The 26,095-nt window shown below is 40.0% G+C and carries 23 protein-coding genes; 18 read left to right on the top strand and 5 right to left on the bottom strand.

What is annotated here, in order from left to right:
* Positions 1-18: 18 nt before the first annotated feature.
* From QM959_RS06610 to QM959_RS06585, 6 genes are all read left to right on the top strand, one after another.
* Positions 19-759 carry an esterase family protein gene (locus QM959_RS06610; protein WP_414372228.1) on the top strand — a complete coding sequence of 247 codons (741 nt, stop codon included), beginning with the start codon at positions 19-21 and terminating at the stop codon, positions 757-759.
* 12 nt (positions 760-771) lie between these two features.
* Positions 772-1,935 carry an ATP-grasp domain-containing protein gene (locus QM959_RS06605; protein WP_414372227.1) on the top strand — a complete coding sequence of 388 codons (1,164 nt, stop codon included), beginning with the start codon at positions 772-774 and terminating at the stop codon, positions 1,933-1,935.
* A gap of 268 nt (positions 1,936-2,203) precedes the next feature.
* Positions 2,204-3,109: an aquaglyceroporin Gla gene (gla, locus tag QM959_RS06600; RefSeq protein ID WP_414309154.1), complete on the top strand. Its 906-nt coding sequence runs from the start codon at positions 2,204-2,206 to the stop codon at positions 3,107-3,109.
* A gap of 123 nt (positions 3,110-3,232) precedes the next feature.
* A complete protein-coding gene (locus tag QM959_RS06595) occupies positions 3,233-3,958 on the top strand; it encodes a CppA N-terminal domain-containing protein (protein WP_414372225.1) in 726 nt (241 codons plus the stop codon).
* The gene (locus QM959_RS06590; RefSeq protein WP_414372223.1) at positions 3,955-4,890 is read left to right on the top strand and encodes a serine hydrolase domain-containing protein; all 936 of its coding nucleotides are present in this window, start codon (positions 3,955-3,957) and stop codon (positions 4,888-4,890) included. The genes QM959_RS06595 and QM959_RS06590 overlap by 4 nt, the downstream gene beginning before the upstream one ends.
* Before the next feature lie 8 nt (positions 4,891-4,898).
* Entirely contained in the window at positions 4,899-5,795 is an 897-nt protein-coding gene (locus QM959_RS06585) for a DMT family transporter (protein WP_414372221.1), read from the top strand.
* 45 nt (positions 5,796-5,840) lie between these two features.
* Here the strand turns inward: QM959_RS06585 and QM959_RS06580 are convergent, their stop codons facing one another.
* Complete coding sequence (locus tag QM959_RS06580) at positions 5,841-6,539, bottom strand: GntR family transcriptional regulator (protein ID WP_414372220.1); 699 nt, start codon at positions 6,537-6,539, stop codon at positions 5,841-5,843.
* Between the two features lie 140 nt (positions 6,540-6,679).
* Between QM959_RS06580 and guaA the strand changes: the two genes are divergently transcribed.
* The 10 genes from guaA (at position 6,680) to QM959_RS06530 (ending at position 16,405) form a co-directional block, all read left to right on the top strand.
* Positions 6,680-8,242 carry a glutamine-hydrolyzing GMP synthase gene (gene guaA / locus QM959_RS06575; RefSeq protein WP_414372218.1) on the top strand — a complete coding sequence of 521 codons (1,563 nt, stop codon included), beginning with the start codon at positions 6,680-6,682 and terminating at the stop codon, positions 8,240-8,242.
* Positions 8,243-8,488: 246 nt separating this feature from the next.
* On the top strand, positions 8,489-9,775 hold the full coding sequence (locus tag QM959_RS06570; protein WP_414372216.1) for a peptidase U32 family protein: 1,287 nt from the start codon (positions 8,489-8,491) through the stop codon (positions 9,773-9,775).
* A gap of 303 nt (positions 9,776-10,078) precedes the next feature.
* Complete coding sequence (locus QM959_RS06565) at positions 10,079-10,279, top strand: F0F1 ATP synthase subunit C (RefSeq protein ID WP_247934438.1); 201 nt, start codon at positions 10,079-10,081, stop codon at positions 10,277-10,279.
* 32 nt (positions 10,280-10,311) lie between these two features.
* A complete protein-coding gene (gene atpB, locus QM959_RS06560) occupies positions 10,312-11,025 on the top strand; it encodes a F0F1 ATP synthase subunit A (protein WP_414372213.1) in 714 nt (237 codons plus the stop codon).
* A gap of 13 nt (positions 11,026-11,038) precedes the next feature.
* Positions 11,039-11,533 (top strand): F0F1 ATP synthase subunit B, encoded by a 495-nt coding sequence (atpF, locus tag QM959_RS06555; RefSeq protein WP_247934437.1) that lies wholly within the window; start codon positions 11,039-11,041, stop codon positions 11,531-11,533.
* Positions 11,533-12,069 (top strand): F0F1 ATP synthase subunit delta, encoded by a 537-nt coding sequence (locus tag QM959_RS06550; protein ID WP_414372212.1) that lies wholly within the window; start codon positions 11,533-11,535, stop codon positions 12,067-12,069. The genes atpF and QM959_RS06550 overlap by 1 nt, the downstream gene beginning before the upstream one ends.
* Before the next feature lie 14 nt (positions 12,070-12,083).
* Entirely contained in the window at positions 12,084-13,589 is a 1,506-nt protein-coding gene (atpA, locus tag QM959_RS06545) for a F0F1 ATP synthase subunit alpha (RefSeq protein WP_414372211.1), read from the top strand.
* 15 nt (positions 13,590-13,604) lie between these two features.
* Positions 13,605-14,483, top strand: a complete 879-nt coding sequence (locus tag QM959_RS06540) for a F0F1 ATP synthase subunit gamma (RefSeq protein WP_414372208.1) — start codon at positions 13,605-13,607, stop codon at positions 14,481-14,483.
* A gap of 85 nt (positions 14,484-14,568) precedes the next feature.
* Entirely contained in the window at positions 14,569-15,975 is a 1,407-nt protein-coding gene (gene atpD, locus QM959_RS06535) for a F0F1 ATP synthase subunit beta (RefSeq protein ID WP_000094357.1), read from the top strand.
* 10 nt (positions 15,976-15,985) lie between these two features.
* The gene (locus tag QM959_RS06530; protein ID WP_414372205.1) at positions 15,986-16,405 is read left to right on the top strand and encodes a F0F1 ATP synthase subunit epsilon; all 420 of its coding nucleotides are present in this window, start codon (positions 15,986-15,988) and stop codon (positions 16,403-16,405) included.
* 33 nt (positions 16,406-16,438) lie between these two features.
* Here QM959_RS06530 and QM959_RS06525 read toward each other — a convergent pair whose 3' ends face one another.
* Both QM959_RS06525 and QM959_RS06520 read right to left on the bottom strand, forming a co-directional pair.
* Positions 16,439-16,639 carry a hypothetical protein gene (locus tag QM959_RS06525; protein ID WP_414372203.1) on the bottom strand — a complete coding sequence of 67 codons (201 nt, stop codon included), beginning with the start codon at positions 16,637-16,639 and terminating at the stop codon, positions 16,439-16,441.
* A gap of 6 nt (positions 16,640-16,645) precedes the next feature.
* Positions 16,646-17,659 (bottom strand): lactonase family protein, encoded by a 1,014-nt coding sequence (locus QM959_RS06520; RefSeq protein WP_414372201.1) that lies wholly within the window; start codon positions 17,657-17,659, stop codon positions 16,646-16,648.
* Between the two features lie 169 nt (positions 17,660-17,828).
* Between QM959_RS06520 and QM959_RS06515 the strand changes: the two genes are divergently transcribed.
* Entirely contained in the window at positions 17,829-19,811 is a 1,983-nt protein-coding gene (locus QM959_RS06515) for a peptide ABC transporter substrate-binding protein (protein ID WP_247934431.1), read from the top strand.
* A gap of 343 nt (positions 19,812-20,154) precedes the next feature.
* Here QM959_RS06515 and QM959_RS06510 read toward each other — a convergent pair whose 3' ends face one another.
* Together QM959_RS06510 and QM959_RS06505 are read right to left on the bottom strand one after the other, a co-directional pair.
* Entirely contained in the window at positions 20,155-20,349 is a 195-nt protein-coding gene (locus QM959_RS06510; protein WP_414372199.1) for a transposase, read from the bottom strand.
* A 184-nt stretch (positions 20,350-20,533) separates the two neighbouring features.
* Complete coding sequence (locus QM959_RS06505; RefSeq protein ID WP_414372197.1) at positions 20,534-21,073, bottom strand: IS110 family transposase; 540 nt, start codon at positions 21,071-21,073, stop codon at positions 20,534-20,536.
* Positions 21,074-21,510: 437 nt separating this feature from the next.
* Here QM959_RS06505 and QM959_RS06500 point away from each other — a divergent pair.
* The coding region (locus QM959_RS06500) for a Spy0128 family protein (RefSeq protein ID WP_414372195.1) at positions 21,511-26,095 on the top strand (4,585 nt) is incomplete at its 3' end.

Raw genomic sequence — 26,095 nt, 5'->3', positions numbered from 1 at the left:
TAGAAAAGGAGAAAACCGATGCATATTGAAAACCTTAGCCACTGGAGTGGTCATCTTAACCGTGAAATGTACCTTAATCGTTATGGACATGCTGGGATTCCAGTTGTGGTCTTTGCTTCATCAGGTGGTAGTCACAACGAATACTTTGATTTTGGCATGATTGATGCCTGTGCTTCCTTTATAGAGGAAGGCCGTGTTCAGTTCTTTACCCTATCCAGTGTAGACAGTGAGAGCTGGTTGGCCACTTGGAAAAATGGTCACGACCAAGCAGAGATGCACCGTGCCTACGAACGTTATGTGATTGAAGAGGCTATTCCTTTTATCAAACATAAGACAGGTTGGTTTGATGGCATGATGACGACAGGTTGCTCCATGGGCGCCTACCATGCAGTCAACTTTTTCCTCCAGCATCCAGATGTCTTTACCAAAGTGATTGCTCTTAGTGGAGTTTACGATGCACGTTTCTTTGTCGGCGATTACTACAATGATGATGCCATTTACCAAAACTCGCCAGTAGATTACATCTGGAATCAGAACGACAGCTGGTTTATCGACCGTTACCGTCAGGCAGAGATTGTGCTTTGTACGGGGCTTGGTGCTTGGGAACAAGACGGTCTACCATCTTTCTACAAGCTCAAAGAAGCCTTTGACCAGAAACAAATTCCAGCTTGGTTTGCTGAATGGGGACACGATGTCGCCCACGACTGGGAATGGTGGCGCAAACAAATGCCTTATTTCCTTGGAAATCTCTATTTATAAAAGGAGTAGCCTATGAATTACCTTGTTATTTCTCCCTATTATCCACAAAACTTTCAGCAGTTTACTATTGAACTAGCCAATAAAGGCATCACAGTCTTGGGAATTGGCCAAGAACCTTACGAGCAATTGGATGAGCCCTTGCGCAATAGCTTGACCGAGTATTTTCGTGTTGATAATCTTGAGAACATAGATGAAGTCAAACGTGCAGTTGCCTTTCTCTTTTATAAACATGGCCCAATTGATCGCATCGAGTCCCACAATGAATATTGGCTGGAGCTGGACGCAGCACTCAGAGAACAATTTAACGTTTTTGGTGCCAAACCAGAGGATCTCAAAAAGACAAAATATAAGTCTGAAATGAAGAAACTTTTCAAAAAAGCAGGTGTTCCTGTGGTACCTGGAGCTGTTATCAAGACGGAAACAGATGTTGATAAAGCAGTAAAAGAAATCGGCCTTCCAATGATTGCCAAACCTGATAATGGAGTGGGAGCAACCGCAACCTTTAAACTTGAAACCGAAGACGATATCAATCATTTCAAGGCTGAGTGGGACCATTCGACCGTTTATTTCTTTGAGAAATTTGTCACTTCCAGTGAAATTTGCACCTTTGATGGACTAGTGGACAAGGATGGAAAAATCGTCTTTTCAATAACATTTGACTACGCCTATACACCGCTTGATCTCATGATTTATAAGATGGACAATTCTTATTACGTTCTCAAGGATATGGATCCCAAACTGCGCAAGTATGGGGAAGCAATTGTCAAAGAATTTGGTATGAAAGAACGGTTCTTCCATATCGAGTTTTTCCGCGAAGGGGACGATTACATTGCCATTGAGTACAATAACCGTCCTGCAGGTGGCTTTACCATTGATGTTTATAACTTTGCTCATTCCTTGGACCTTTATCGTGGCTATGCAGCCATTGTCGCAGGTGAAGAGTTCCCAGCGTCAGACTTTGAACCTCAGTTTTGTTTAGCTACTTCTCGCCGTGCAAATGCTCACTATGTTTATTCTGAGGAGGACTTGCTTGCCAAATACAGCCATCAATTCAAGGTTAAGAAAATCATGCCAGCGGCCTTTGCGGAACTTCAAGGAGATTACCTGTATATGCTGACAACTCCGAGTCGACAAGAAATGGAGCAGATGATTGCAGATTTCGGACAACGTCAATAATAAGAACTCTCGGATTAAGGAAATTCACTCCCTTAATCCTTTTGCTTTTTTATACTCTTCGAAAATCAAATTCAAACTACGTCAGCGTCGCCTTACCGTACTCAAGTACAGCCTGCGGCTAGCTTCCTAGTTTGCTCTTTGATTTTCATTGAGTATTATAATAAACGAAACCGCTTTCTTATATATTCTTTTAGAAAACTTGTTGCTAAAAGATATAAAAATTGATAGAATAAGGATTGTCTAAAAAATTTTAAGGAGAATCTATCAAATGGATTTCACATGGGCAATTAAATATGCCACTGAATTTTTGGCTACTGCTATTTTGATCATTCTTGGTAATGGTGCAGTTGCTAACGTTGAACTTAAAGGTACGAAAGGTCACCAAAGTGGCTGGCTCGTTATCGCTGTTGGTTATGGTATGGGGGTTATGATCCCAGCCTTGATGTTTGGTAACGTATCTGGGAACCACATCAACCCAGCCTTCACTCTTGGACTTGCAATCAGCGGTCTCTTCCCTTGGGCACAAGTAGCTCCTTATATCATTGCACAAGTTTTGGGTGCTATCTTTGGTCAAGCCTTGGTCGTGGCAACACACCGCCCATATTACTTGAAAACTGAAAATCCTAACAACATCTTGGGAACTTTCTCAACAATTTCAAGTTTGGATCAAGGTACAAAAGAATCACGCTTTGCAGCAACTGTTAATGGTTTTGTAAACGAGTTTGTTGGTTCATTTGTTCTTTTCTTTGCAGCGCTTGGAATGACTAAAAACTTCTTTGGTGCTGAACTAGTATCAAAAGCACAAGCAGCTATTAATGCTCAAGTTGCACAAGCAACTACTCAAGGTCAAACAATTCCTCAAGAGCAAGTAACAGCAGCACTTGACCAAGCTAAAGAACAAGTAGCACCATTTATGACATCTGGTCTTGGAATTGCTCATTTGGCACTTGGATTCCTTGTTATGGCCTTGGTAACATCACTTGGTGGACCTACAGGACCTGCCTTGAACCCAGCCCGTGACTTGGGACCACGTCTCCTTCATGCTTTCCTTCCAAAATCAGTTCTTGGTGAGCACAAAGGTGACTCAAAATGGTGGTATTCTTGGGTACCAGTAGTAGCGCCTATCGCAGCAGCAATTGCGGCAGTAGCTATCTTCAAATTCCTTTACCTATAAGAAATTTAAACCGGGGAAATCCTCGGTTTTTTAGGTGAAATTTTACGAAAAATCGGTAAATCTGAGCATAATATCTTGTAAAAAATTCCAAAATCCTTTAAAATAAAAGAGTTGGAGGAATTTATGAATGTAAATCAAATTGTACGGATTATTCCTACTTTAAAAGTTAATAATAGAAAATTAAATGAAACATTTTATATTGAAACCCTTGGCATGAAGGCCTTGTTAGAAGAGTCTGCCTTTCTGTCACTAGGTGATCAAACAGGCTTAGAGAAGCTGGTTTTAGAAGAAGCTCCCAGCATGCGTACTCGTAAGGTAGAGGGAAGAAAAAAACTAGCTAGATTGATTGTCAAGGTGGAAAATCCCTTGGAAATCGAAGGACTCTTATCTAAAACAGATTCGATTCATCAATTATACAAAGGTCAAAATGGCTACGCTTTTGAAATTTTCTCACCAGAAGATGATTTGATTTTGATTCATGCGGAAGATGATAGAGCAAGTCTAGTAGAAGTGGAAGAAAAGCCTGAATTTCAAACAGATTTGGAATCAATTTCTTTGAGTAAATTTGAGATTTCTATGGAATTACATCTCCCAACTGATATCGAAAGTTTCTTGGAGGTATCTGAAGTTGGGGCATCACTTGATTTTATCCCAGCACAGGGGCAAGATTTGACTGTGGACAATACGGTTACTTGGGACTTATCTATGCTCAAGTTCTTGGTCAATGAACTAGATATAGCAAGTCTGCGCAAGAGGTTTGAATCTACCGAATATTTTATTCCTAAGTCTGAAAAATTCTTCCTTGGAAAAGATCGAAATAATGTTGAATTGTGGTTTGAAGAACTATGAAGTGGACCAAGATTATTAAAAAAATAGAAGAACAAATCGAGGCAGGGATTTATCCCGGAGCCTCTTTTGCGTATTTTAAGGACAATCAATGGACGGAGTTCTATTTAGGCCAGAGTGACCCAGAGCATGGCTTGCAGACAGAGGCAGGTCTAGTTTATGACCTAGCCAGTGTCAGTAAGGTGGTTGGGGTTGGTACGGTTTTTACCTTTTTGTGGGAAAAAGGCAAATTAGATATTGATAGACCGGTAACAGATTTTTTAGCTGAGTGTGATTATCCAGACATCACTATTCGTCAGCTCTTGACCCACGCTACAAATCTTGATCCTTTTATTCCCAATCGTGATCGTTTAACAGCCTCAGAATTAAAGGAAGCCATGTTTCATCTCAAGAGACGAAGTCAGCCAGCCTTTCTTTATTCAGATGTTCATTTTTTGCTTTTAGGTTTTATTTTGGAAAGAATCTTTAATCAAGACCTGGATGTGATTTTACAAGAACAAGTTTGGAATCCTTGGGGAATGAAGGAAACCAAGTTTGGCCCTGTTGAGATTGCTGTTCCAACAGTCAGAGGTGTAGAGGCAGGCATGGTACATGATCCCAAGGCTCGCCTTTTGGGCAGACACGCTGGTAGTGCTGGTTTATTTTCGACAGTAAAGGATTTACAAATCTTTTTAGAACACTATTTAGCAGATGATTTTGCAAGAGATTTGAGTCAAAATTTTTCTCCTTTGGATGACAAGGAACGTTCTTTGGCATGGAATTTGGAAGGAAATTGGCTAGACCATACGGGCTATACAGGTACCTTTATCATGTGGAATCGTCAGAAGCAAGAAGCAGCTATTTTCTTATCGAATCGTACCTATGAAAAGGATGAGAGGGCTCAATGGATATTAGACCGCAATCAAGTAATGGACTTGATTCGCAAAGAAGAGTAAGGAGAAATATGTCAAATATTTTAAAAGGGACTCTACTAACAGTTGTGGCTGGTATTGCTTGGGGCTTGTCAGGAACGAGTGGTCAATACCTGATGGCACACGGAATTTCGGCTCTGGTCTTGACCAACTTACGTCTTTTAATCGCCGGTGGAATTCTCATGCTCTTAGCTTATGCTACTGCAAAGGATAAAATGCTGGCCTTTTTAAAGGATAGAAAGAGTCTGCTGCCTCTTCTTATTTTTGCTCTGATTGGTCTTTTTCTCAACCAATTCGCCTATCTGTCTGCTATTCAGGAGACCAATGCAGGTACTGCGACAGTGCTTCAGTATGTTTGCCCTGTCGGGATTTTGATTTATAGTTGTATCAAGGATAAGGTAGCACCGACACTGGGAGAGATTGTCTCAATCATATTAGCCATCGGAGGAACCTTCCTGATCGCAACTCATGGGCAGTTGGACCAGTTATCCATGACACCTGCAGGTCTGTTCTGGGGTCTCTTTTCTGCCCTAACTTATGCACTTTATATAATTTTGCCTATAGCCTTGATTAAGAAGTGGGGGAGTAGCTTGGTAATAGGTGTGGGAATGGTCATAGCAGGTTTGGTCGCCCTTCCTTTTACAGGAGTTCTACAGACTGCTATCCCAACTAGTCTTGATTTTCTCCTTGCTTTTGCGGGCATTATTCTTATTGGGACTGTCTTTGCCTATACAGCCTTCCTAAAAGGAGCCAGTCTGATTGGACCGGTCAAGTCAAGTTTGTTGGCTTCAATTGAGCCAATCTCGGCAGTTTTCTTTGCCTTCCTGATCATGAATGAACAATTTTATCCCATTGATTTTCTTGGTATGGCAATGATATTAGTTGCTGTAACTCTGATTTCTTTGAAAGATTTACTCTTAGAAAAATAAAAAAGACTCTTTGTCGTCGGTGACAGAGAGTTTTTGCCTAGTAATCTAATTATTTTCAAGATAAAATTCAAAACGTTCGCCTACATACTGACTTTTTACATATTCAAAAGCAGTACCATCTTCTAGGTAGGAAACCTGAGTTAGTCCAAGAATAGCATGCCCTTTTTCAACTTCCAAATAGTGGGCAATCTTTTCCTTAGCGAGACGAGCATAAATAGTCTGCTGTGATTTACCAATACGATAGCCGTATTTTTGTAAGGTTTGGAAGAAATGACTGGTGATTTCTTCTTTTTTAAAGTTCTTGATAAATTTTTCAGGAATAGAAGCAACTTCATAAACCAGAGGAACATTGTCGGCATAGCGAACACGTTCCATTCGGATAATATTTTCAGTTGGAGAAATTCCTAACTTGGCAACTTCCTGCTCATTGGGAATGGTTTTTCTGTAGGAAATGAGTTGGCTAGAGGGAACTTTGCCTTGGGATTTAACAATTTCAGTAAAACTGGTTGTCCCTCGCATCTTTTCTTGTACCCTGGTGCTTGCAACAAAGGTTCCGCTCCCTACCCTGCGTTCCAAGACGCCTTCTTCGACCAAAAGAGAGACAGCTTGGCGGAGGGTCATGCGACTGACTGCAAACTGCTCAGCTAAATCTCGTTCACTAGGGAGTCTTTCTCCAATAGCCCAACGGTGCTCGTCAATATCCTTTTTAATTTGATCATGGATTTTCATATAAGCTGGTAGCATATTTTCACTTCATTTCTATCTTTTCTCTATTGTACCCTAATAAACAAGAAAAAGTCAATCTTCGCCTTGTTTAGTTGGTAATTCGACCTTATTTGTGATAGAATATTGGAAAAAGATATTTCTTTTGAGAAAGGAAAAAGATGAGCAACATTTCAACTGATTTGCAAGATGTAGAAAAAATCATCGTATTGGACTATGGTAGCCAATATAACCAGCTGATTTCACGCCGTATCCGTGAGATTGGTGTTTTTTCAGAACTAAAGAGCCATAAAATTTCAGCTGCTGAAGTTCGTGAAATCAATCCTGTAGGAATCATCCTTTCAGGTGGTCCAAACTCTGTATACGAAGATGGTTCATTCGATATTGACCCAGAAATCTTCGAACTTGGAATTCCTATTTTGGGAATCTGTTATGGTATGCAGTTATTGACCCACAAACTTGGAGGAAAAGTTGTTCCTGCAGGTGATGCTGGAAATCGTGAATACGGTCAATCAACCCTCACACACACACCTTCAGCTCTTTTTGAATCAACACCTGATGAACAGACTGTTTTGATGAGCCATGGTGATGCGGTTACTGAAATTCCTGCTGACTTTGTTCGTACAGGTACATCAGCTGACTGCCCATACGCAGCCATCGAAAACCCAGATAAACACATTTACGGTATCCAATTCCACCCAGAAGTTCGCCATTCTGTATACGGTAATGATATCCTTCGTAACTTTGCGCTTAACATTTGTAAGGCTAAAGGCGACTGGACAATGGATAACTTCATCGACATGCAGATTCAAAAAATCCGTGAAACAGTCGGTGACAAACGTGTCCTACTTGGTCTCTCTGGTGGTGTTGACTCTTCTGTCGTCGGAGTCCTTCTCCAAAAAGCAATTGGAGATCAATTGATCTGTATTTTTGTAGACCACGGTCTTCTTCGTAAAGGGGAAGCTGATCAAGTTATGGATATGCTTGGTGGTAAGTTTGGGTTGAACATCGTTAAGGCAGATGCTGCCAAACGTTTCCTTGATAAATTGGCCGGTGTATCTGACCCTGAACAAAAACGTAAGATTATCGGTAATGAATTTGTTTATGTCTTTGATGACGAAGCAAGCAAGCTAACAGATGTGAAATTCTTGGCTCAAGGAACACTTTACACAGACGTTATCGAATCAGGTACTGATACTGCCCAAACTATCAAGTCTCACCACAACGTTGGTGGACTTCCAGAAGATATGCAGTTTGAACTCATCGAGCCACTTAACACTCTTTACAAGGATGAAGTTCGTGCTCTTGGTACAGAACTTGGCATGCCAGACCACATCGTATGGCGCCAACCATTCCCAGGTCCAGGTCTTGCGATCCGTGTTATGGGTGAAATCACAGAAGAAAAATTGGAAACCGTTCGTGAGTCTGATGCCATCCTTCGTGAAGAAATCGCCAAAGCTGGTCTTGACCGCGATATCTGGCAGTACTTCACTGTTAACACTGGCGTTCGTTCAGTAGGTGTTATGGGTGACGGTCGTACTTATGACTACACGATTGCCATTCGTGCGATTACCTCTATCGATGGTATGACTGCTGATTTTGCCAAAATTCCATGGGAAGTGCTTCAAAAAATCTCAGTCCGTATCGTAAATGAAGTAGACCATGTTAACCGTATCGTCTACGATATTACAAGTAAACCACCTGCAACAGTAGAGTGGGAATAGTCATCTGAGGCTTATCTTATTTTATGTAGTTTAACGAGCCAGTATCTTTGGATACTGGTTTTTACTTTTCTAGACTTTCGAGTACTTGTTAAAATTTGGTTTATAATCGATAGTTTAACAAGTATTATGCAAAGCTTAAAAGATTAGAATTGTCAAAACAATCCGTCTAGGCTTGATTTTATCACTTATTTACTATAAAATGAGAAGGAAAAACGTCAAACTTTTATATTGCAAATAGGAGAAAACATGACAAAAACATTAAAACGTCCTGAGGTTTTATCACCTGCAGGGACTTTAGAGAAGCTAAAAGTAGCTGTTCAGTATGGAGCAGATGCTGTCTTTATCGGTGGTCAGGCCTATGGTCTTCGTAGCCGTGCTGGAAACTTTACCTTTGAACAGATGGAAGAAGGTGTCCAGTTTGCGGCTAAGTATGGGGCTAAGGTCTATGTAGCTGCCAACATGGTTATGCACGAAGGAAATGAAGAGGGAGCTGGTGAGTGGTTCCGTAAACTGCGTGATATCGGGATTGCAGCAGTTATTGTGTCAGACCCAGCCTTGATTATGATTGCAGCGACAGAGGCACCAGGTCTTGAAATCCACCTCTCTACCCAAGCTAGTGCGACTAACTATGAAACGCTGGAGTTCTGGAAAGAACTGGGCTTGACTCGTGTCGTATTGGCGCGTGAGGTTTCAATGGAAGAATTGGCAGAAATTCGCAAACGTACAGATGTTGAGATTGAAGCCTTTGTACACGGAGCTATGTGTATTTCTTACTCTGGTCGTTGTACTCTTTCAAACCACATGAGTATGCGTGATGCTAACCGTGGTGGATGCTCTCAGTCATGCCGCTGGAAGTACGACCTTTACGATATGCCATTTGGACAAGAACGCAAGAGCTTGAAAGGCGAAATTCCTGAAGAATTTTCAATGTCAGCCGTTGATATGTCTATGATTGACCATATCCCAGATATGATTGAAAATGGTGTGGACAGTCTAAAAATCGAAGGACGTATGAAGTCTATTCACTATGTTTCAACAGTTACCAACTGCTACAAGGCAGCTGTTGATGCTTATCTAGAAAGCCCAGAGAAGTTTGAAGCTATCAAACAAGATTTGATTGATGAGATGTGGAAGGTTGCTCAACGTGAATTGGCAACAGGTTTCTACTATGGTACACCATCTGAAAATGAGCAGTTGTTTGGTGCTCGTCGTAAAATCCCTGAGTATAAGTTTGTCGCCGAAGTGGTTTCTTATGATGATGCGACACAAACAGCGACCATTCGCCAACGGAATGTCATTAACGAAGGCGACCAAGTTGAGTTTTATGGCCCAGGTTTCCGTCATTTTGAAACTTATATCGAAGATTTGCACGATGCAAAAGGAAATAAAATCGACCGCGCTCCAAATCCAATGGAACTATTGACAATCAAGGTTCCACAACCTGTTCAAGCAGGAGACATGGTTCGTGCTCTCAAAGAAGGTCTTATCAATCTTTATAAGGAAGATGGAACTAGCGTCACAGTTCGTGCTTAATAAGTAAGCAGAAAACGAAAGCTTTCCTTTAAATTCTACCTATCTAAAAGAGCATTAGGTTAAAAATATATCAATTTCCATCCGAGATTTCATCTCGGATTTTTTTCATTATTTTTCAGAAAGACCTAGATAATGGACGGATTTATTTCAAGTTTTTTCTAAAGTTTTCTATATAATAGACTCAAAAATAGTAAAATTGGAAATAATTTTCATTAAACGCTTTCAACGTAAGTAAAAAGTTGACAAATCCAATTTTTAGGACTAAACTAAGTAAGTAAATTTTAATTAAAAGGAGAATTCGTCATGAATTTAACATTTTTCGGTCTATGTCTTGCCTGTATGGGTGTGTCTCTTGGTGAGGGGTTGTTGATGAATGGTTTGTTGAAATCAGTAGCTCGCCAACCAGATATTATCGCTGAGTTTCGTAGTCTGATGTTTTTAGGGGTTGCCTTTATTGAAGGGACTTTCTTCATAACTCTTGTCTTCTCATTTATTATTAAATAACAAAATATAAATTGGAGAAGGGAGAATGTTAGATGGAAGAAAGTATCAATCCAACCATCAATATTGGTCCTGTTACCTTTGATTTAACTTTGACAGCCTTGACTTTGCTGTCTGTGTTTCTGATTTTTGCATTTATCTATTGGGCAAGTCGTAATATGACGTTGAGACCCAAAGGTAAACAAAATGTATTAGAGTTTCTCTATGATTTTGTAATTGGATTTACAGAACCTAACCTTGGTTCCCACTACATAAAAGATTACTCACTCTTTTACTTATGTTTATTTCTTTTTATGGTCATCGCCAATAATCTTGGTTTGATGGCTAAACTTCAAACAACAGATGGGACAAACCTTTGGACATCGCCAACTGCAAATCTTTCATTTGACCTTGTCTTGTCGTTCTGTATTATTGTGATGGCGCACATTGAGGGGATTCGTCGTCGTGGGATTAAACAATACATAAAAGGTTTTGTAACTCCTGCATTTATGACACCGATGAATCTACTTGAAGAATTCACGAATTTCCTTTCTCTTGCTTTGCGGATTTTTGGGAATATCTTTGCAGGTGAAGTAATGACAAGCTTGCTTATCTTACTTTCACATCAGGCTATTTTTTGGTATCCAGTTGCATTTGGGGCAAACTTAGTTTGGACTGCATTTTCCGTGTTCATTTCTTGTGTACAAGCCTATGTCTTTACACTATTATCCTCTATGTACCTAGGAAATAAAATTAATGATGAAGAGTAGAAAGGAGTAACTGATGCACATAACAGTAGGTGAATTAATTGGTAATTTTATTTTAATCGCTGGCTCTTTTATCCTTTTGCTAGTCTTGATTAAAAAATTTGCATGGTCTAATATTACAGGCATTTTCGAAGAAAGAGCTGAAAAAATTGCTTCAGATATTGACAGAGCTGAAGAAGCGCGTCAAAAAGCAGAAGTGTTGGCTCAAAAACGCGAAGATGAATTGGCTGGTAGCCGTAAAGAAGCTAAGACAATCATTGAGAATGCGAAAGAAACAGCTGAGAAAAGTAAAGCTAGTATTTTAGCAGATGCTAAACTAGAAGCAGGACGCTTAAAAGAAAAAGCAAATCAAGAAATTGCTCAAAACAAAGCTGAAGCTTTACAAAGCGTTAAGGGTGAGGTAGCAGATTTGACAATCAGCTTGGCTGGTAAAATCATCTCACAAAACCTTGATGGTCATGCCCATAAAGAACTCATTGATCAGTATATCGATCAGCTAGGAGAAGCTTAATGGACAAGAAAACAGTAAAGGTAATTGAAAAATACAGCATGCCTTTTGTCCAATTGGTACTTGAAAAAGGAGAAGAAGACCTTATTTTTTCAGACTTGACTCAAATCAAGCAAGTTGCTGAAGAAACAGGTTTACCTTCTTTTTTAAAAAAAGTGGCAGTAGACGAGTCTGACAAGGAAAAAACGATTGCTTTCTTCCAAGACTCAGTGTCACCTTTATTGCAAAACTTTATCCAGGTTCTTATCTACAATCACAGAGCAAATCTTTTTTATGATGTGCTTGTAGATTGCTTGAACCGACTTGAAAAAGAAACAAATCGATTTGAAGTGACGATTACTTCAGCTCATCCTTTAACAGTTGAACAGAAGAGTCGCTTGCTCCCTTTGATTGAGAAAAAAATGTCTCTGAAAGTAAGGAGTGTAAAAGAACAAATCGATGAAAGTCTCATTGGTGGTTTTGTTATTTTTGCCAATCACAAGACAATTGATGTGAGTATTAAACAACAACTTAAAGTTGTTAAAGAAAATTTGAAATAGAAAGTGGTGTTCTTTTGGCAATTAACGCACAAGAAATCAGCGCTTTAATTAAGCAACAAATTGAAAATTTCAAACCCAATTTTGATGTGACTGAAACAGGTGTTGTAACCTATATCGGGGACGGTATCGCGCGTGCTCACGGCCTTGAAAATGCCATGAGTGGAGAGTTGTTGATCTTTGAAAACGGCTCTTATGGGATGGCCCAAAACTTGGAGTCAACAGACGTCGGTATTATCATCCTAGGTGACTTTACAGATATCCGTGAGGGCGATACAATCCGCCGTACAGGAAAAATCATGGAAGTTCCAGTAGGTGAGAGTCTCATTGGTCGTGTTGTTGACCCGCTTGGTCGTCCAGTTGACGGTCTTGGTGAAATCCACACTGATAAAACTCGTCCAGTAGAAGCGTCAGCTCCTGGTGTTATGCAACGTAAGTCTGTATCAGAACCATTGCAAACTGGTTTGAAAGCTATTGATGCCCTTGTACCGATTGGTCGTGGTCAACGTGAGTTGATTATCGGTGACCGTCAGACAGGGAAAACAACCATTGCGATTGATACAATCTTGAACCAAAAAGGTCAAGATATGATCTGTATCTATGTTGCGATTGGACAAAAAGAATCAACAGTCCGTACGCAAGTAGAAACACTCCGTCAGTACGGTGCCTTGGACTACACAATCGTTGTGACAGCTTCTGCTTCACAACCATCTCCATTGCTCTTCCTAGCTCCTTATGCTGGTGTTGCCATGGCGGAAGAATTTATGTACCAAGGTAAGCATGTTTTGATTGTTTATGATGATTTATCAAAACAAGCGGTCGCTTATCGTGAACTGTCTCTCTTGCTTCGTCGTCCTCCAGGTCGTGAAGCCTTCCCAGGAGATGTTTTCTATCTCCACAGCCGTTTGCTTGAGCGCTCAGCTAAAGTTTCTGATGAACTTGGTGGTGGATCAATTACAGCCCTACCATTTATCGAGACACAAGCAGGAGATATCTCTGCCTATATCGCAACCAACGTGATTTCAATCACTGATGGACAAATCTTCCTTGGTGATGGTCTTTTCAATGCGGGTATTCGTCCAGCCATCGATGCGGGTTCATCTGTATCTCGTGTAGGTGGTTCTGCACAAATCAAAGCCATGAAGAAGGTTGCTGGTACACTTCGTATCGACCTTGCTTCATACCGTGAGTTGGAAGCCTTCACTAAGTTTGGTTCTGACTTGGATGCGGCAACACAGGCTAAATTGAACCGTGGACGTCGTACCGTTGAGGTCTTGAAACAACCTGTTCACAAACCATTACCTGTTGAGAAACAAGTAACCATTCTTTATGCTTTGACACATGGTTTCTTGGATACTGTTCCAGTAGATGACATTGTTCGTTTTGAGGAAGAGTTCCATGCCTTCTTTGACGCTCAACACCCAGAGATTTTAGAAACCATTCGTGATACAAAAGACTTGCCAGAAGAAGCAGTCTTGGATGCTGCGATTACAGAGTTTCTCAATCAAACCAGCTTCCAATAAGAATAGAGGTGTCAGATGGCAGTATCTCTAAATGATATTAAAACAAAAATCGCCTCAACAAAAAATACGAGTCAAATCACTAATGCCATGCAAATGGTTTCGGCTGCCAAGCTAGGTCGTTCTGAAGAAGCTGCTCGCAACTTCCAAGTTTATGCTCGGAAAGTTCGCAAGCTCTTGACAGATATCCTTCATGGTAATGGATCTGGTGGCTCAACCAATCCGATGTTGATTAGTCGTCCAGTGAAGAAGACAGGCTATATCGTCATTACTTCAGACCGAGGTTTGGTTGGAGGTTATAATTCCTCTATTCTGAAAGCTGTTATGGAGTTGAAAGAAGAATACCATCCAGACGGTAAAGGTTTTGAAATGATCTGTATCGGTGGAATGGGAGCTGATTTCTTTAAGGCTCGCGGTATTCAACCACTTTATGAACTACGTGGCTTGGCGGATCAGCCTAGCTTTGATGAAGTTCGTAAGATTATTTCAAAAACTGTTGAAATGTACCAAAATGAACTTTTTGATGAGCTCTATGTCTGCTACAACCACCATGTCAATACGCTAACCAGTCAAATGCGTGTGGAACAAATGCTTCCGATTGTTGACTTGGATCCCAATGAAGCGGATGAAGAGTACAGCTTGACTTTTGAATTGGAAACCAGCCGAGAAGAAATTTTGGAGCAGTTGTTGCCTCAGTTTGCAGAAAGTATGATTTACGGGGCTATTATCGATGCCAAGACAGCTGAAAATGCTGCTGGTATGACAGCCATGCAAACAGCGACAGATAATGCTAAGAAAGTCATTAATGATTTGACAATTCAGTATAACCGTGCCAGACAGGCGGCGATTACACAAGAAATTACAGAAATTGTAGCAGGAGCTAGTGCCTTAGAATAGGCTCTAGTCCAGCTCGTATGAAAATGAACTTAGGACCTAGTTAAGCTAGGGACCGACAGTATCTTATATAGAATAGGAGAAGGAGATGAGTTCAGGTAAAATTGCTCAGGTTATCGGTCCCGTTGTAGACGTCTTGTTTGCAGCAGGGGAAAAACTTCCTGAGATTAACAATGCACTTGTCGTCTACAAAAATGACGAAAGAAAAACAAAAATCGTCCTTGAAGTAGCCTTGGAGTTGGGAGATGGTATGGTCCGTACTATCGCCATGGAATCAACCGATGGTTTGACTCGTGGAATGGAAGTATTGGACACAGGTCGTCCAATCTCTGTACCAGTAGGTAAAGAAACTTTGGGACGTGTCTTCAATGTTTTGGGAGATACCATTGACTTGGAAGCTCCTTTTACAGAAGATGCAGAGCGTCAGCCAATTCATAAAAAAGCTCCAACTTTTGATGAGTTGTCTACCTCTTCTGAAATCCTTGAAACAGGGATTAAGGTTATTGACCTTCTTGCCCCTTATCTTAAAGGTGGTAAGGTTGGACTTTTCGGTGGTGCCGGAGTTGGTAAAACCGTCTTAATCCAAGAATTGATTCACAACATTGCCCAAGAACACGGTGGTATCTCAGTATTTACTGGTGTTGGGGAACGTACTCGTGAGGGGAATGACCTTTACTGGGAAATGAAAGAATCAGGCGTTATCGAGAAAACAGCCATGGTATTTGGTCAGATGAATGAGCCACCAGGAGCACGTATGCGTGTTGCCCTTACTGGTTTGACAATCGCTGAATACTTCCGTGATGTAGAAGGCCAAGACGTTCTTCTCTTTATCGATAATATCTTCCGTTTCACTCAGGCTGGTTCTGAAGTATCTGCCCTTTTGGGTCGTATGCCATCAGCCGTTGGTTACCAACCAACACTTGCTACGGAAATGGGGCAATTGCAAGAGCGTATCACATCAACCAAGAAGGGTTCTGTAACCTCTATCCAGGCTATCTATGTGCCAGCGGATGACTATACTGACCCAGCGCCAGCAACAGCCTTCGCTCACTTGGATTCTACAACAAACTTGGAACGTAAGTTGGTACAATTGGGTATCTACCCAGCCGTTGACCCACTTGCTTCAAGCTCACGTGCCTTGGCACCTGAAATTGTTGGAGAAGAGCACTATGCAGTTGCTGCTGAAGTAAAACGAGTCCTTCAACGTTACCATGAATTGCAAGATATCATTGCTATCCTTGGTATGGATGAGCTTTCTGATGAAGAAAAGACCTTGGTTGCTCGTGCCCGTCGTATCCAGTTCTTCCTGTCACAAAACTTCAACGTTGCGGAACAATTTACTGGTCAGCCAGGTTCTTATGTTCCAGTTGCTGAAACTGTACGTGGATTTAAGGAAATCCTTGATGGTAAACATGACCACTTGCCAGAAGATGCCTTCCGTGGTGTAGGTTCTATCGAAGATGTGATTGCAAAAGCTGAAAAAATGGGATTTTAAGAGGTGATCTATGGCTCAGTTAACTGTCCAGATCGTGACACCAGATGGTCTCGTCTATGATCACCATGCCAGCTATGTATCGGTTCGAACTCTGGATGGTGAGATGGGGATCTTGCCACGACATGAAAATATGATTGCGGTTCTAGCAGTTGATGAAGTAAAGGTAAAACGTATTGATGATGAAGATCACGTGAACTGGATTGCAGTAAACGGAGGCGTTATTGAAATTGCCAATGATATCATCACAATCGTTGCTGACTCTGCAGAACGTGCTCGTGATATCGATGTTAGCCGTGCAGAACGTGCTAAGCTTCGTGCGGAGCGCGAAATCGAAGAAGCCCATGAAAAACACCTGATTGATCAAGAGCGTCGTGCTAAGATTGCTTTGCAACGTGCTATTAATCGTATTAATGTCGGAAATAGACTATAAGAAAAAATGAACTTGAGTTAACAAGTTCATTTTTTATGTATTCTTATACTCTTCGAAAATCTCTTCAAACCACGTCAGCTTCACCTTGCCGTAGGTATGGTTACTGACTTCGTCAGTCTTATCTACAACCTCAAAACCGTGTTTTGAGCTGACTTCGTCAGTCTTATCTACAACCTCAAAACAGTGTTTTGAGCAACCTGCGGCTAGCTTCCTAGTTTGCTTTTTGATTTTCATTGAGTATTAAGGTGCAAAACGGATACAGACCGCTTCAGGAACATGGAAGTCGTTAGAAAGTTCTGCTAGACGACCAGTTTCAGGATTACGTTTAAAGACGGTTGCATTGTCAGAGTCTTGATGGACAGCAATAACAAATTCTTGGTCTGGTGTCAAATCAAAATCACGTGGAGTCTGACCATGTGTCGGAACGATTTCTAATAACTCTAAGCTACCATCCGCAAGGATTGTATATACTGCGATAGAATCATGACCACGGTTGGAAGCGTAGAGGTATTTACCGTCTTTAGAGAGACGAATAGCAGCGGTTCCATTAAAACCTTCATAACCTTCTGGTAAAGTTGAAATGACTTGCATGCGTTCAAATTCGCCAACACCATCGTAGATTAAAACTTCTATAGTGCTATTGAGTTCACAAATCAGATAAGCGATTTTATAGTGGTTATGGAAAATGATGTGACGTGAACCTGCTCCTGGCTGGCTGTGATAGGTATAGAGCTTAGATAATTTCCCTTCTTGATCAAGGTCATAAGTGATGACTTGGTCAGTACCTAAATCACAGGTCACTAGAAAGTGGTCAGGTGTTAAGTCTGTGTAGTGAACATGGGGCGAAGCTTGATTTTCATGTGGACCTTGGCCACTATGTTGATCTACATCACTAAGTAGAAGACTCCCATCTTCCTTGCGTTTATAAACAAGGACCTGTCCCTTGTGGTAGTTTGCTGCGTACACCAAATTACGCTTTTCATCAACGGCAACATAACAGTGGGGAGCTCCTTCTTCAACGACATGATTTAATAAGGTTCCATCAGTTTGATAGGCTGCAATCCCCCCCTTATCGTCTTGGCTACCAACAGTGTATAAATGTTGGTGTTGGTCAAAGGCAAGGTAGGTTGGACTTGGTTCAGGAGCAAAAAGTTCTAGATTTGAAAGCTGACCAGTTTCTGTATCAAAGTCTGCCTTGTAAATCCCTTGGGAAGTACGACGTGTATAAGTACCAAAATAAACAGTTTCTTTCATAACTTTACCTCTATATAAAGATAAGACTATTATATCACAAAAATAGAGTTGAAGCAGTACTTAGTAGGTACAAACAAACTATAAAATATGATAATATTTTATTTTTATTGTTGATTTCCTTTTGAAAAGTGCTATAATAAATCTATCAAATTATCAAAGGAGTTTGAATATGAAAAAACGTGTTTTCTTAGCAGCAGGAGTTGCTGTCCTCTCGGCAGCTGTTCTAGCAGCTTGTTCATCTGGTAATGGGAATAAAGAAGCAACTAAACCAGTTACTTATGCCTATGTATTTTCATCAGATCCTGCGACTCTGGATTATACGGTTTCGGGGCAAAAGTCTACAAAACAGATTACTGGTAATGTCATTGATGGATTACTGGAAAATGATCAATACGGGAATCTAGTACCATCAGTTGCAGAAGATTGGACTGTTTCCAAAGATGGTTTGACCTATACCTATAAAATTCGTAAGGGTATCAAGTGGTATACCAATGAAGGCGAAGAATATGGAGAAGTTAAGGCTCAGGATTTTGTGACTGGTCTAAAACACGCAGCTGACAAGAAATCAGAAGGACTTTATCTTGTACAGGATTCTATTAAAGGATTAGATGACTATGTAAATGGGAAAACAACGGATTTTTCTACTGTTGGTGTAAAAGCAACAGACGATTATACTGTAGTCTATACTTTAAACCATCCAGAATCTTTCTGGAATTCGAAGACAACAATGGGTATTCTTGCTCCTGTTAGCGAAGACTTTTTAGTTTCTAAAGGAGATGACTTTGGTAAGGCGACTGATATAACAAGCATTCTATACAATGGGGCTTATCTTTTAAAAGGTCTTACATCTAAATCTTCTATTGAAATGACTAAAAACCAAAACTATTGGGATAAACAAAATGTCTTTATTGATGATATTAAGTTATCTTACTTTGATGGTCAGGATGCAGACTCTCTTGGACGTGGTTTTGATGAAGGAAATTATCCTGCAGCACCTCTCTTTAAAAACTCTGCTAACTATGAACGGCTAAAAGAAAAATACAAAGATAACATTATTTATAGTCAACAACAAGGAACTACTTTCTATATTTCGACGAATATTGACCGTGTTGCCTACAATCACACCGCTAAAACAAGTGATGCAGAAAAATCATCTACTAAGAAGGCTTTGCTGAACAAAGATTTCCGTCAATCCTTGGCTTTTGCTACAGATCGTAAAGCAGGGATCTCTCAAGTATTTGGGGACGAAGTAGGACCGCGTAAATTACGTACAAGTTTAACCCCTCCAACATTTGTACAAGTAGGAGAGCAGTCATTTGGGCAAGTAGCTAAGGCAGAATTGGATAAATTAGATGGTGTATGGAAAGATGTCAGTCTTGATGATGCCCAGGATTCACTTCATAATGTAGATAAGGCTAAGACTAAATTTGAAGCTGCCAAGAAAACTCTTCAAGCTGATGGAGTACAGTTCCCTATTCATTTAGATATTCCAGTATCTTCTACTCGTCCAGAATTTGTGCGTCAAGCTCAATCTTATAAACAATCCGTCGAGGAAGCTCTTGGCTCAGATAATGTTGTAGTTGATATTCAACAAGTTTCTGACGATGAATTGGCAAGTATGACTGTTCTAGCTACTTCCAATACAAATACAGACTGGGATATTAATGCAAATAGTGGATGGGGGCCTGATTACGCAGATCCTTCAACTTATCTAGATATATTTGATCCAACATCTGGACCAAATCTTCTTGGTTCCTTAGGTGTAGCACCAGGTACAGATAATCCGGCAATCAAAGCTGTTGGGTTAGATAAGTTTAAAGAGTTAATTACGGATGCTAGTGGTGAGAAAACAGATCTTGAAAAACGTTATTCTAAATATGCTAAGGCTCAAGCTTGGTTAACAGATAGTGCCTTGGTTATTCCTGTACACTCAGACGGTGCCCAAATGCTGATAACTAAGAAAGTTCCAGGTAGCGGTGCAGGTGGCTGGGTAGGTGATAAGACCAGTGAACACAGCTATAAATATCTTAAACTCCAAGATAAGATCGTCACTACTAAAGAAATGGATGAGTTCCGCAAGAAATTTGCTGATGAAAAAGCCAAATCAAATGCTGATTATCAGAAGAACTTAGACCGTCATATTCAAGAATAATTGAATCTCCTCTTTTGAGGGGATTTTATTTGAAAAAAACAGTAAAAAATCGCTTCCTGTGCTATACTGTAATTGAAATTTTTTTAGTTTGGGCGTTAGACCTGTTTCCTCAGTCCTAGCGCCTTTTCTTTTTGATAAATCTGCTTGGTTGAGAGTAGTTTGTAAATGATTCTGAGAATCTTATGAGCACAAGCAATAACCGCCTTCATCTTGCTTCCTCTTTGGGAAATTCGATTGTAAAAAGAAGAAAAAGCTGGATCCTTAGAATGTGCTGCAATCAATCCCGACATGGTCAAAGCCTGTTTGATATAGCGATTTCCTTGCGTGATATGTGAGGATTTTTTTATGCAGCACTTTCATAAGACCCTGGGCAGAGTCCAGCCCATGATGCTAAGTGTGCATCGGATGGAAAGGCTATAACAGTGGGTCCAATCTCAGCTAGAATAGTGGCAGCACAGTTTTCATTCACACCTGGAATGGTTTGAAGTATCCTATTTTCCTCAGGGAAACTCCTTTTCGATGTAGTGTTGAATCTCATCGGTCAGTTTTTCAATGAGTTCCTGATACATCTGACATTCCTCTAAGCTCTGGTCTAAGAGAAAGCGATCTTCTAGTGACAACTTTCCTTCCATCGCTTCAACGAGTTCTTCTGGACTTGCTTTCACTCGCTTCTGGATACATGGGAAAACCGATTCTACATTAATTATTTCTCCGTTAATGAATCATTTTAAAAGTCCTTGCCCCGTCTTAGAAAAAATATCAGAAAGATAACTGGTTAGCTTGATATTGGCCCGTTGTAAGAGATTGTGAATTTCATTTTTGACTTGAGTTTGACGGTACTTGTAAGAACGCATGCGACGTGTCAGTAAATGAAGCTGTACCACTTCAGGGGCAGGGATATAGGAAGGTTCAATTAATCCGCAACGGCCGAGTTGAGCAATCCATTCAGCGTCCTTCACGTCTGTCTTACGATCAGGTACATTCTTGATATGTAGAGGATTGGCAAGTACTAAGACGAGATCAGAATCTGAAAAGATATTAAAGAGAGGGAGCCAATATTGCCCAGTACTTTCAAAAAAGACATGTGTGACATGGTTTTCTACCATCCAATCTAAGGCATTGCGAAGAGCTACAGTAGTTGTCCCAAATTTCTTCTGAATTTTCTTTGGCTTGTTGGTATCTAGTGGACCATCTAGAATACAACAAACAATGGATTTTTGGTGTACATCAATACCACAAGAAGTTTCAATCATGACTTCCATTATAAAAAACTCCTGTTAATTATTGAACAATTGAACAAGAGGCTACCAGTAAGATATTTTCATGCTCAAGGCATATTCGAGTTATCTCATGACTCTTGTTCATCCAGTTTTTTGTACAGGCTAGGAAAAGCCCTATTAAACACCACGGATTTGTATTATTCAGCGTAATTATAGGATAAACTTCGTTTTCTGTCATGGGTTAGCAGGATATGCCTGCTTAGATTTTTTTGTGGTTAAATATTACTCTTAAATATAAATTACGTATAAATTATGTATTTTAAAAGTAGTTTCATAGAACTCATTATTCTTGATATAATAAGGCGTATATGATATACTATTAGCGTTACTATAGTGTGGAGGATGGTGTTTTATTTTCTGAAAATTCCAACTATTCTTACATATTATTAGTTAAAATGTAAAAAAGGAGAACTTATCACATGATAAGAAGAGAGCAACAACGATTTTCTTTAAGAAAATATAAAGTTGGGGTCGCATCAGTTTTCTTAGGAACAACCCTTAGCTTTTTAATGGCTAACGGTGGTGCTGTAAAAGCATCTGATATTATTTCCCAGTCAAATCCTGGAGAAAATACCGGACTTGTGGATAAAGATAAGCCTAAAGAAGAGCTTCTTGATACAGATAAGGCTATTGCCGAGAAAACTTCAGAAAATAAAGTAGAATCTTTAAAAACTGAAGATGTAAAATCAGAATCAACTGGAGTTACCTCTGAAGAAGCTAAACCTACAACTATTCAAGCTAAATCTGAGGAATCAAAAGATCCTAGTTCTGAAGTGAAGACTGACTCTGCTAAACCAGCAGCAACTGATTCAAAAGCAGTAGAAACTGTGGCTGATTCTAAGGTCGAAGCAAAAGCTGAGTCTAAAGTAGAACTTTCAGCTGTAGCTGAGGCAACTAGCCTTGATACAAATGCTAGTGTAGATAAGGTTGATGCAAAACCGCTCGTTGATAAAGCAACCCTTGCCTTAGCAGCGGAAAACACTGTAAATGCAGGGGCTTTGGCTACAGATGGTGGCCGTCGCCGTAGTCGCCGGGATACTACTGATCACAATAACGAGCCGGTTTCTGTAACAACTTATCTAAAAGATGGTGAAGTTGCTACACCTGACATGACAGATCCGAATGGTGCAAGTGTTCGTTCACAAACAGTACCATCAGGTTATCAAGCTAAAGAAGGTGATGTCTATACATACAGTATCGTAGACCTCACTCGCTTCAACGAACGATACAATACAAACTACTATACACGTGCCTATAAGAGATTTGATGCTTCAACAGATACGACTGTTGAATTGATCAACAAAAATACTGGTGCTGTAGTTGAAACAAGAACAATTACTGCCTCTAGTGGTATTCAAAAATTCACGACTACTACAACTGCATCTAGAGGAGAGTTAACTTATCAAGTAGATTACGACAAAGGTTTAGGAACTGGACCTGGTAAAACGGACCAACCATTTATTCAATTTGGTTATGAAGTTGGGGCAAGTATCCAAGCTTTAGTAGCTCCAGGACATAACCTTACTCCGGATGAGAAAAAATTATACGATGCTGTTTATGCTGCTCGTACATCAACAGATATTATCAACGTTGTAGAACCACGTTATAACGGTCGTACAATTACTGATACTAATGCTAAAATTCCAGCATTCGTTGAAAAAACAACTTACTATAAAGTAGTTGATAAAAATAATCCAACATTTAAGGCTAATAAAACGGATGCAACGGTTCAAGATTATAAAGAAAATGGCAATGAAGTAAACTTGGCTTCATACACTCTTAAAGCTATGGAGGGTCAAAATTTCACAGCTTCTGGAGAACGTCAGTTTACCAAGAAAACTGACCTAGGAAATGGGGTTACCAAAGAGACAACTTACAAGCTCTATCAAACTGCCGGTCCAGATACGACTTCTGGATATGTCAGTCGTCCGTATAAGGTTGGCACCAGGTTTTTGGATGCTGAGCGTGCTGGAATTAAGCGTATTAAAGAAATCGTGGGTGAAGATGGAACTGTAGTTGTTCGCGTTTACTTACTAGATCCAAAACAACAAAGCAAACGTTCTAATGGTACCTTGAGTACTGATGGCTACATGTTGCTAGCAGAAACGAAGCCGATTAAACCAGGAAATATAAATACAGAAGACTTGGCAGTTAAGAAGTCTCCACTTTATACTATTCCTTTCACTGATGCGAAAGGTGTAAATTATCCAAACGGTAAAGAAGTTACATTTGATTTCCAAAGAGCTGCTGGATACACACCTAAGAAGAGTGTTTTCGTTCCATTCTTGGGTGATAACATTGGTCACCTTTCTCCAAACGAACAATTGATTCGAGGAGTTGGTGGTATCGGTACAAACGTTGACTTGCTTAACTCTTTGACACCGTATAAACAACCAATTTATTACTACGATAAGACAGAAGAAACTATCAAGGTGAAACCAGAAGTAGAAAAACAATTGGAAGGTCGTACCCTTAAAGATGGTGAATTCAGCTTCAAGATTAAGGAAAACTCATCTTCACCTGGTGTGGAAGAAACTGTTACAAATAAAGAAGGTAAGGCAACCTTCTCTGAATTGTCATATACAAAAGAAGGTACTTATACATATACTATCACTGAATTAGCTGGCAGAGACAAGGATGTCGACTATGATGCTATGGAAGTAACTATGACTGTGAAGGTTACAAAAGATGCTCATGGTGATTTACAAGCAACTGTTGAATACAGTGGGACTGGCGGTTTTGCTTCAAGCGCAGATGATAAAGTCTTCAACAACTTTGCAGTAGCACCAGTTAAGACTCGTTTTGACTTCACTAAAGCTCTTGCAGGTCGTGAATTGAAAGACGGCGAATTCAGCTTTGTATTGAAAGATGCCAAAGGAACTGTTCTTCAAACTAAGACTAATAATGCTAATGGTGTTGTAGCCTTTGATGATTTGACTTTTGACAATACACAGGTTGGTACACATAAGTACACTGTTGAAGAAGTTCAAGGTTCTGAAGCTGGTATGCAATATGACCCAATGAAAGCTGAAGTAACAATTACTGTTACTAAAGAAGGTCACGTACTTAAAGCAACTAATAAACTTCCAGCAGATACAGAGTTCAATAACACCTTCACACCAGCTGCAACACAAGCACAATTCCGCTTTACAAAACGTTTGGAAGGTAAGACTCTTGAAGCAAATGCCTTCACATTCGAGTTGCTTGAAAACGGCAATGTGATCCAAACTAAACAAAACGCAGCGGATGGTTCAATCCAATTTGATGCAATCTCATACGCTGCTGCAGGTACACATACTTACACTGTACGTGAAAAAGCTGGAACAGATACAAACATTGATTACGATCCAATGAACGCTGTTGTGACTGTCAATGTCACAAAAGACGCTCAAACAGGTCTTTTGAACGCTGCCGTTACAATGCCAGGAGATACAGAGTTCAATAACTATGTAGTTTCTCCAGTTGTAACTAAGTTTGACTTCACTAAGAAATTGGCAGGTCGTGAACTTAAAGCAGGTGAATTCAGCTTTGTATTAAAAGATTCTACAGGTGCAGTAGTTGAAACAGTTAAAAACGATGCATCTGGTAACGTAACTTTCTCAGAATTGTCATTTGACAATACGAAAGTTGGTACCCACACGTATACTGTAGAAGAAGTGATTCCTGAAAACAAAGAATTCGGAATGACTTACGACCAAATGAAAGCTACAGTGACAGTTGAAGTTGCTAAGAACGGTCACTCATTAACAACTGTTACAAACGTTACATCAACAGGTGGTAAAGATGCCAACGGTAACGCTACTGATGATACTGCTGATAAAGAATTCAACAACAAAGTCACTCCTCCAGAAACTCCAGAATTCCAACCAGAAAAATTTGTTGTTTCTAAAGAGAAATATGACATCACTGGTAAGAAGTTGATGGATGACGACAATGAGTTGACAAATGAGTACACTGAAACAAATGCAGATCCATATGTAGACAAGACAACTAACAACGAACCAGAAAACTTGAATACTAAGACTGTTAAACGTGGTTCTAAATTGGTTTACCAAGTATGGCTTGATACTACTAAATTCACAGAAGCTAACAACATCCAATACGTCGGTGTATCTGATACATACGATGCAGAAAAATTGGACGTTAATGCTGCTGACATCAAAGCATACGATTCAGAAACTGGTGCAGATGTAACTGCTAAATTCGACATCAAAGTTGAAAAGGGCACAATCACTGCAACTTCTAAAGAAGAATTCATCAAAGATAAAGTAAACAACCCAGTTATCGATACTACTAAGTTCGCATTTGGACGTTACTATAAATTTGATATCCCAGCAACTGTGAAAGAATCTGTTAAAGCAGGTGCTGATATTGAAAATACAGCCAACCAAACAGTTCACGTATACAACCCAGTAAGCAAGACAGTTGAAAAACCTGAAAAACCAACACAAAAACGTGTGAACAGTGTTCCGGTTCCACTTGACCTTAACTTCACTAAACGATTGGAAGGTCGTGAACTTCAAGCTAACGAATTCGAATTCGTATTGAAGAAAGACGGTGTTGAAGTAGAACGCGTTAAGAATGACGCTGCCGGTAAGATTGTCTTCAAGACTCTTGAGTTCGGACGTGATGATCTTGGTAAGACATACAACTACACTGTAGAAGAAACTCCTGGTACAGATGCAACAGTTAAATACGATACAATGGTTGCTACTGTTAAAGTTGTAGTATCACACGATGGTACAGCTAAAGCAATCGTTGCTAACGTAACAGATGCTGCTGATAAAGAGTTCAATAACCGTGTCACTCCTCCGGAAGAACCTAAGTTCCAACCAGAGAAATACGTTGTCTCTGAAGAAAAATTCGATATCACAGGTGACAAGCTCGTTGATGATGATAAAGAGTTGGCAGACAAGTACGCAGATACAAATGCGAACCCATATGCGGACGATGCATCTAACAACGAAAAACAAAACTTGAATACCAAGACTGTGAAACGTGGCG

Source organism: Streptococcus mitis, assembly GCF_047459985.1.
Classification (GTDB): Bacteria; Bacillota; Bacilli; order Lactobacillales; family Streptococcaceae; genus Streptococcus; species Streptococcus mitis_DZ.
Note: the sequence above shows the minus strand (reverse complement) of the source record. Positions and strands in the feature narration are given on the sequence as shown.

Coding starts and splice junctions, on each gene's coding strand:
- QM959_RS06610 (WP_414372228.1), top strand. CDS start 19: ATGCATATTGAAAACCTTAGCCACTGGAGTGGTCATCTTAACCGTGAA.
- atpB (WP_414372213.1), top strand. CDS start 10,312: ATGGAAGAAAGTATCAATCCAACCATCAATATTGGTCCTGTTACCTTT.
- QM959_RS06540 (WP_414372208.1), top strand. CDS start 13,605: ATGGCAGTATCTCTAAATGATATTAAAACAAAAATCGCCTCAACAAAA.
- QM959_RS06585 (WP_414372221.1), top strand. CDS start 4,899: ATGTCAAATATTTTAAAAGGGACTCTACTAACAGTTGTGGCTGGTATT.
- QM959_RS06530 (WP_414372205.1), top strand. CDS start 15,986: ATGGCTCAGTTAACTGTCCAGATCGTGACACCAGATGGTCTCGTCTAT.
- guaA (WP_414372218.1), top strand. CDS start 6,680: ATGAGCAACATTTCAACTGATTTGCAAGATGTAGAAAAAATCATCGTA.
- QM959_RS06605 (WP_414372227.1), top strand. CDS start 772: ATGAATTACCTTGTTATTTCTCCCTATTATCCACAAAACTTTCAGCAG.
- QM959_RS06525 (WP_414372203.1), bottom strand. CDS start 16,639: ATGAAAATCAAAAAGCAAACTAGGAAGCTAGCCGCAGGTTGCTCAAAA.
- QM959_RS06510 (WP_414372199.1), bottom strand. CDS start 20,349: ATGAGATTCAACACTACATCGAAAAGGAGTTTCCCTGAGGAAAATAGG.
- QM959_RS06565 (WP_247934438.1), top strand. CDS start 10,079: ATGAATTTAACATTTTTCGGTCTATGTCTTGCCTGTATGGGTGTGTCT.
- QM959_RS06520 (WP_414372201.1), bottom strand. CDS start 17,659: ATGAAAGAAACTGTTTATTTTGGTACTTATACACGTCGTACTTCCCAA.
- gla (WP_414309154.1), top strand. CDS start 2,204: ATGGATTTCACATGGGCAATTAAATATGCCACTGAATTTTTGGCTACT.
- atpD (WP_000094357.1), top strand. CDS start 14,569: ATGAGTTCAGGTAAAATTGCTCAGGTTATCGGTCCCGTTGTAGACGTC.
- QM959_RS06590 (WP_414372223.1), top strand. CDS start 3,955: ATGAAGTGGACCAAGATTATTAAAAAAATAGAAGAACAAATCGAGGCA.
- QM959_RS06580 (WP_414372220.1), bottom strand. CDS start 6,539: ATGCTACCAGCTTATATGAAAATCCATGATCAAATTAAAAAGGATATT.
- QM959_RS06595 (WP_414372225.1), top strand. CDS start 3,233: ATGAATGTAAATCAAATTGTACGGATTATTCCTACTTTAAAAGTTAAT.
- QM959_RS06550 (WP_414372212.1), top strand. CDS start 11,533: ATGGACAAGAAAACAGTAAAGGTAATTGAAAAATACAGCATGCCTTTT.
- QM959_RS06570 (WP_414372216.1), top strand. CDS start 8,489: ATGACAAAAACATTAAAACGTCCTGAGGTTTTATCACCTGCAGGGACT.
- QM959_RS06505 (WP_414372197.1), bottom strand. CDS start 21,073: ATGGAAGTCATGATTGAAACTTCTTGTGGTATTGATGTACACCAAAAA.
- QM959_RS06515 (WP_247934431.1), top strand. CDS start 17,829: ATGAAAAAACGTGTTTTCTTAGCAGCAGGAGTTGCTGTCCTCTCGGCA.
- atpF (WP_247934437.1), top strand. CDS start 11,039: ATGCACATAACAGTAGGTGAATTAATTGGTAATTTTATTTTAATCGCT.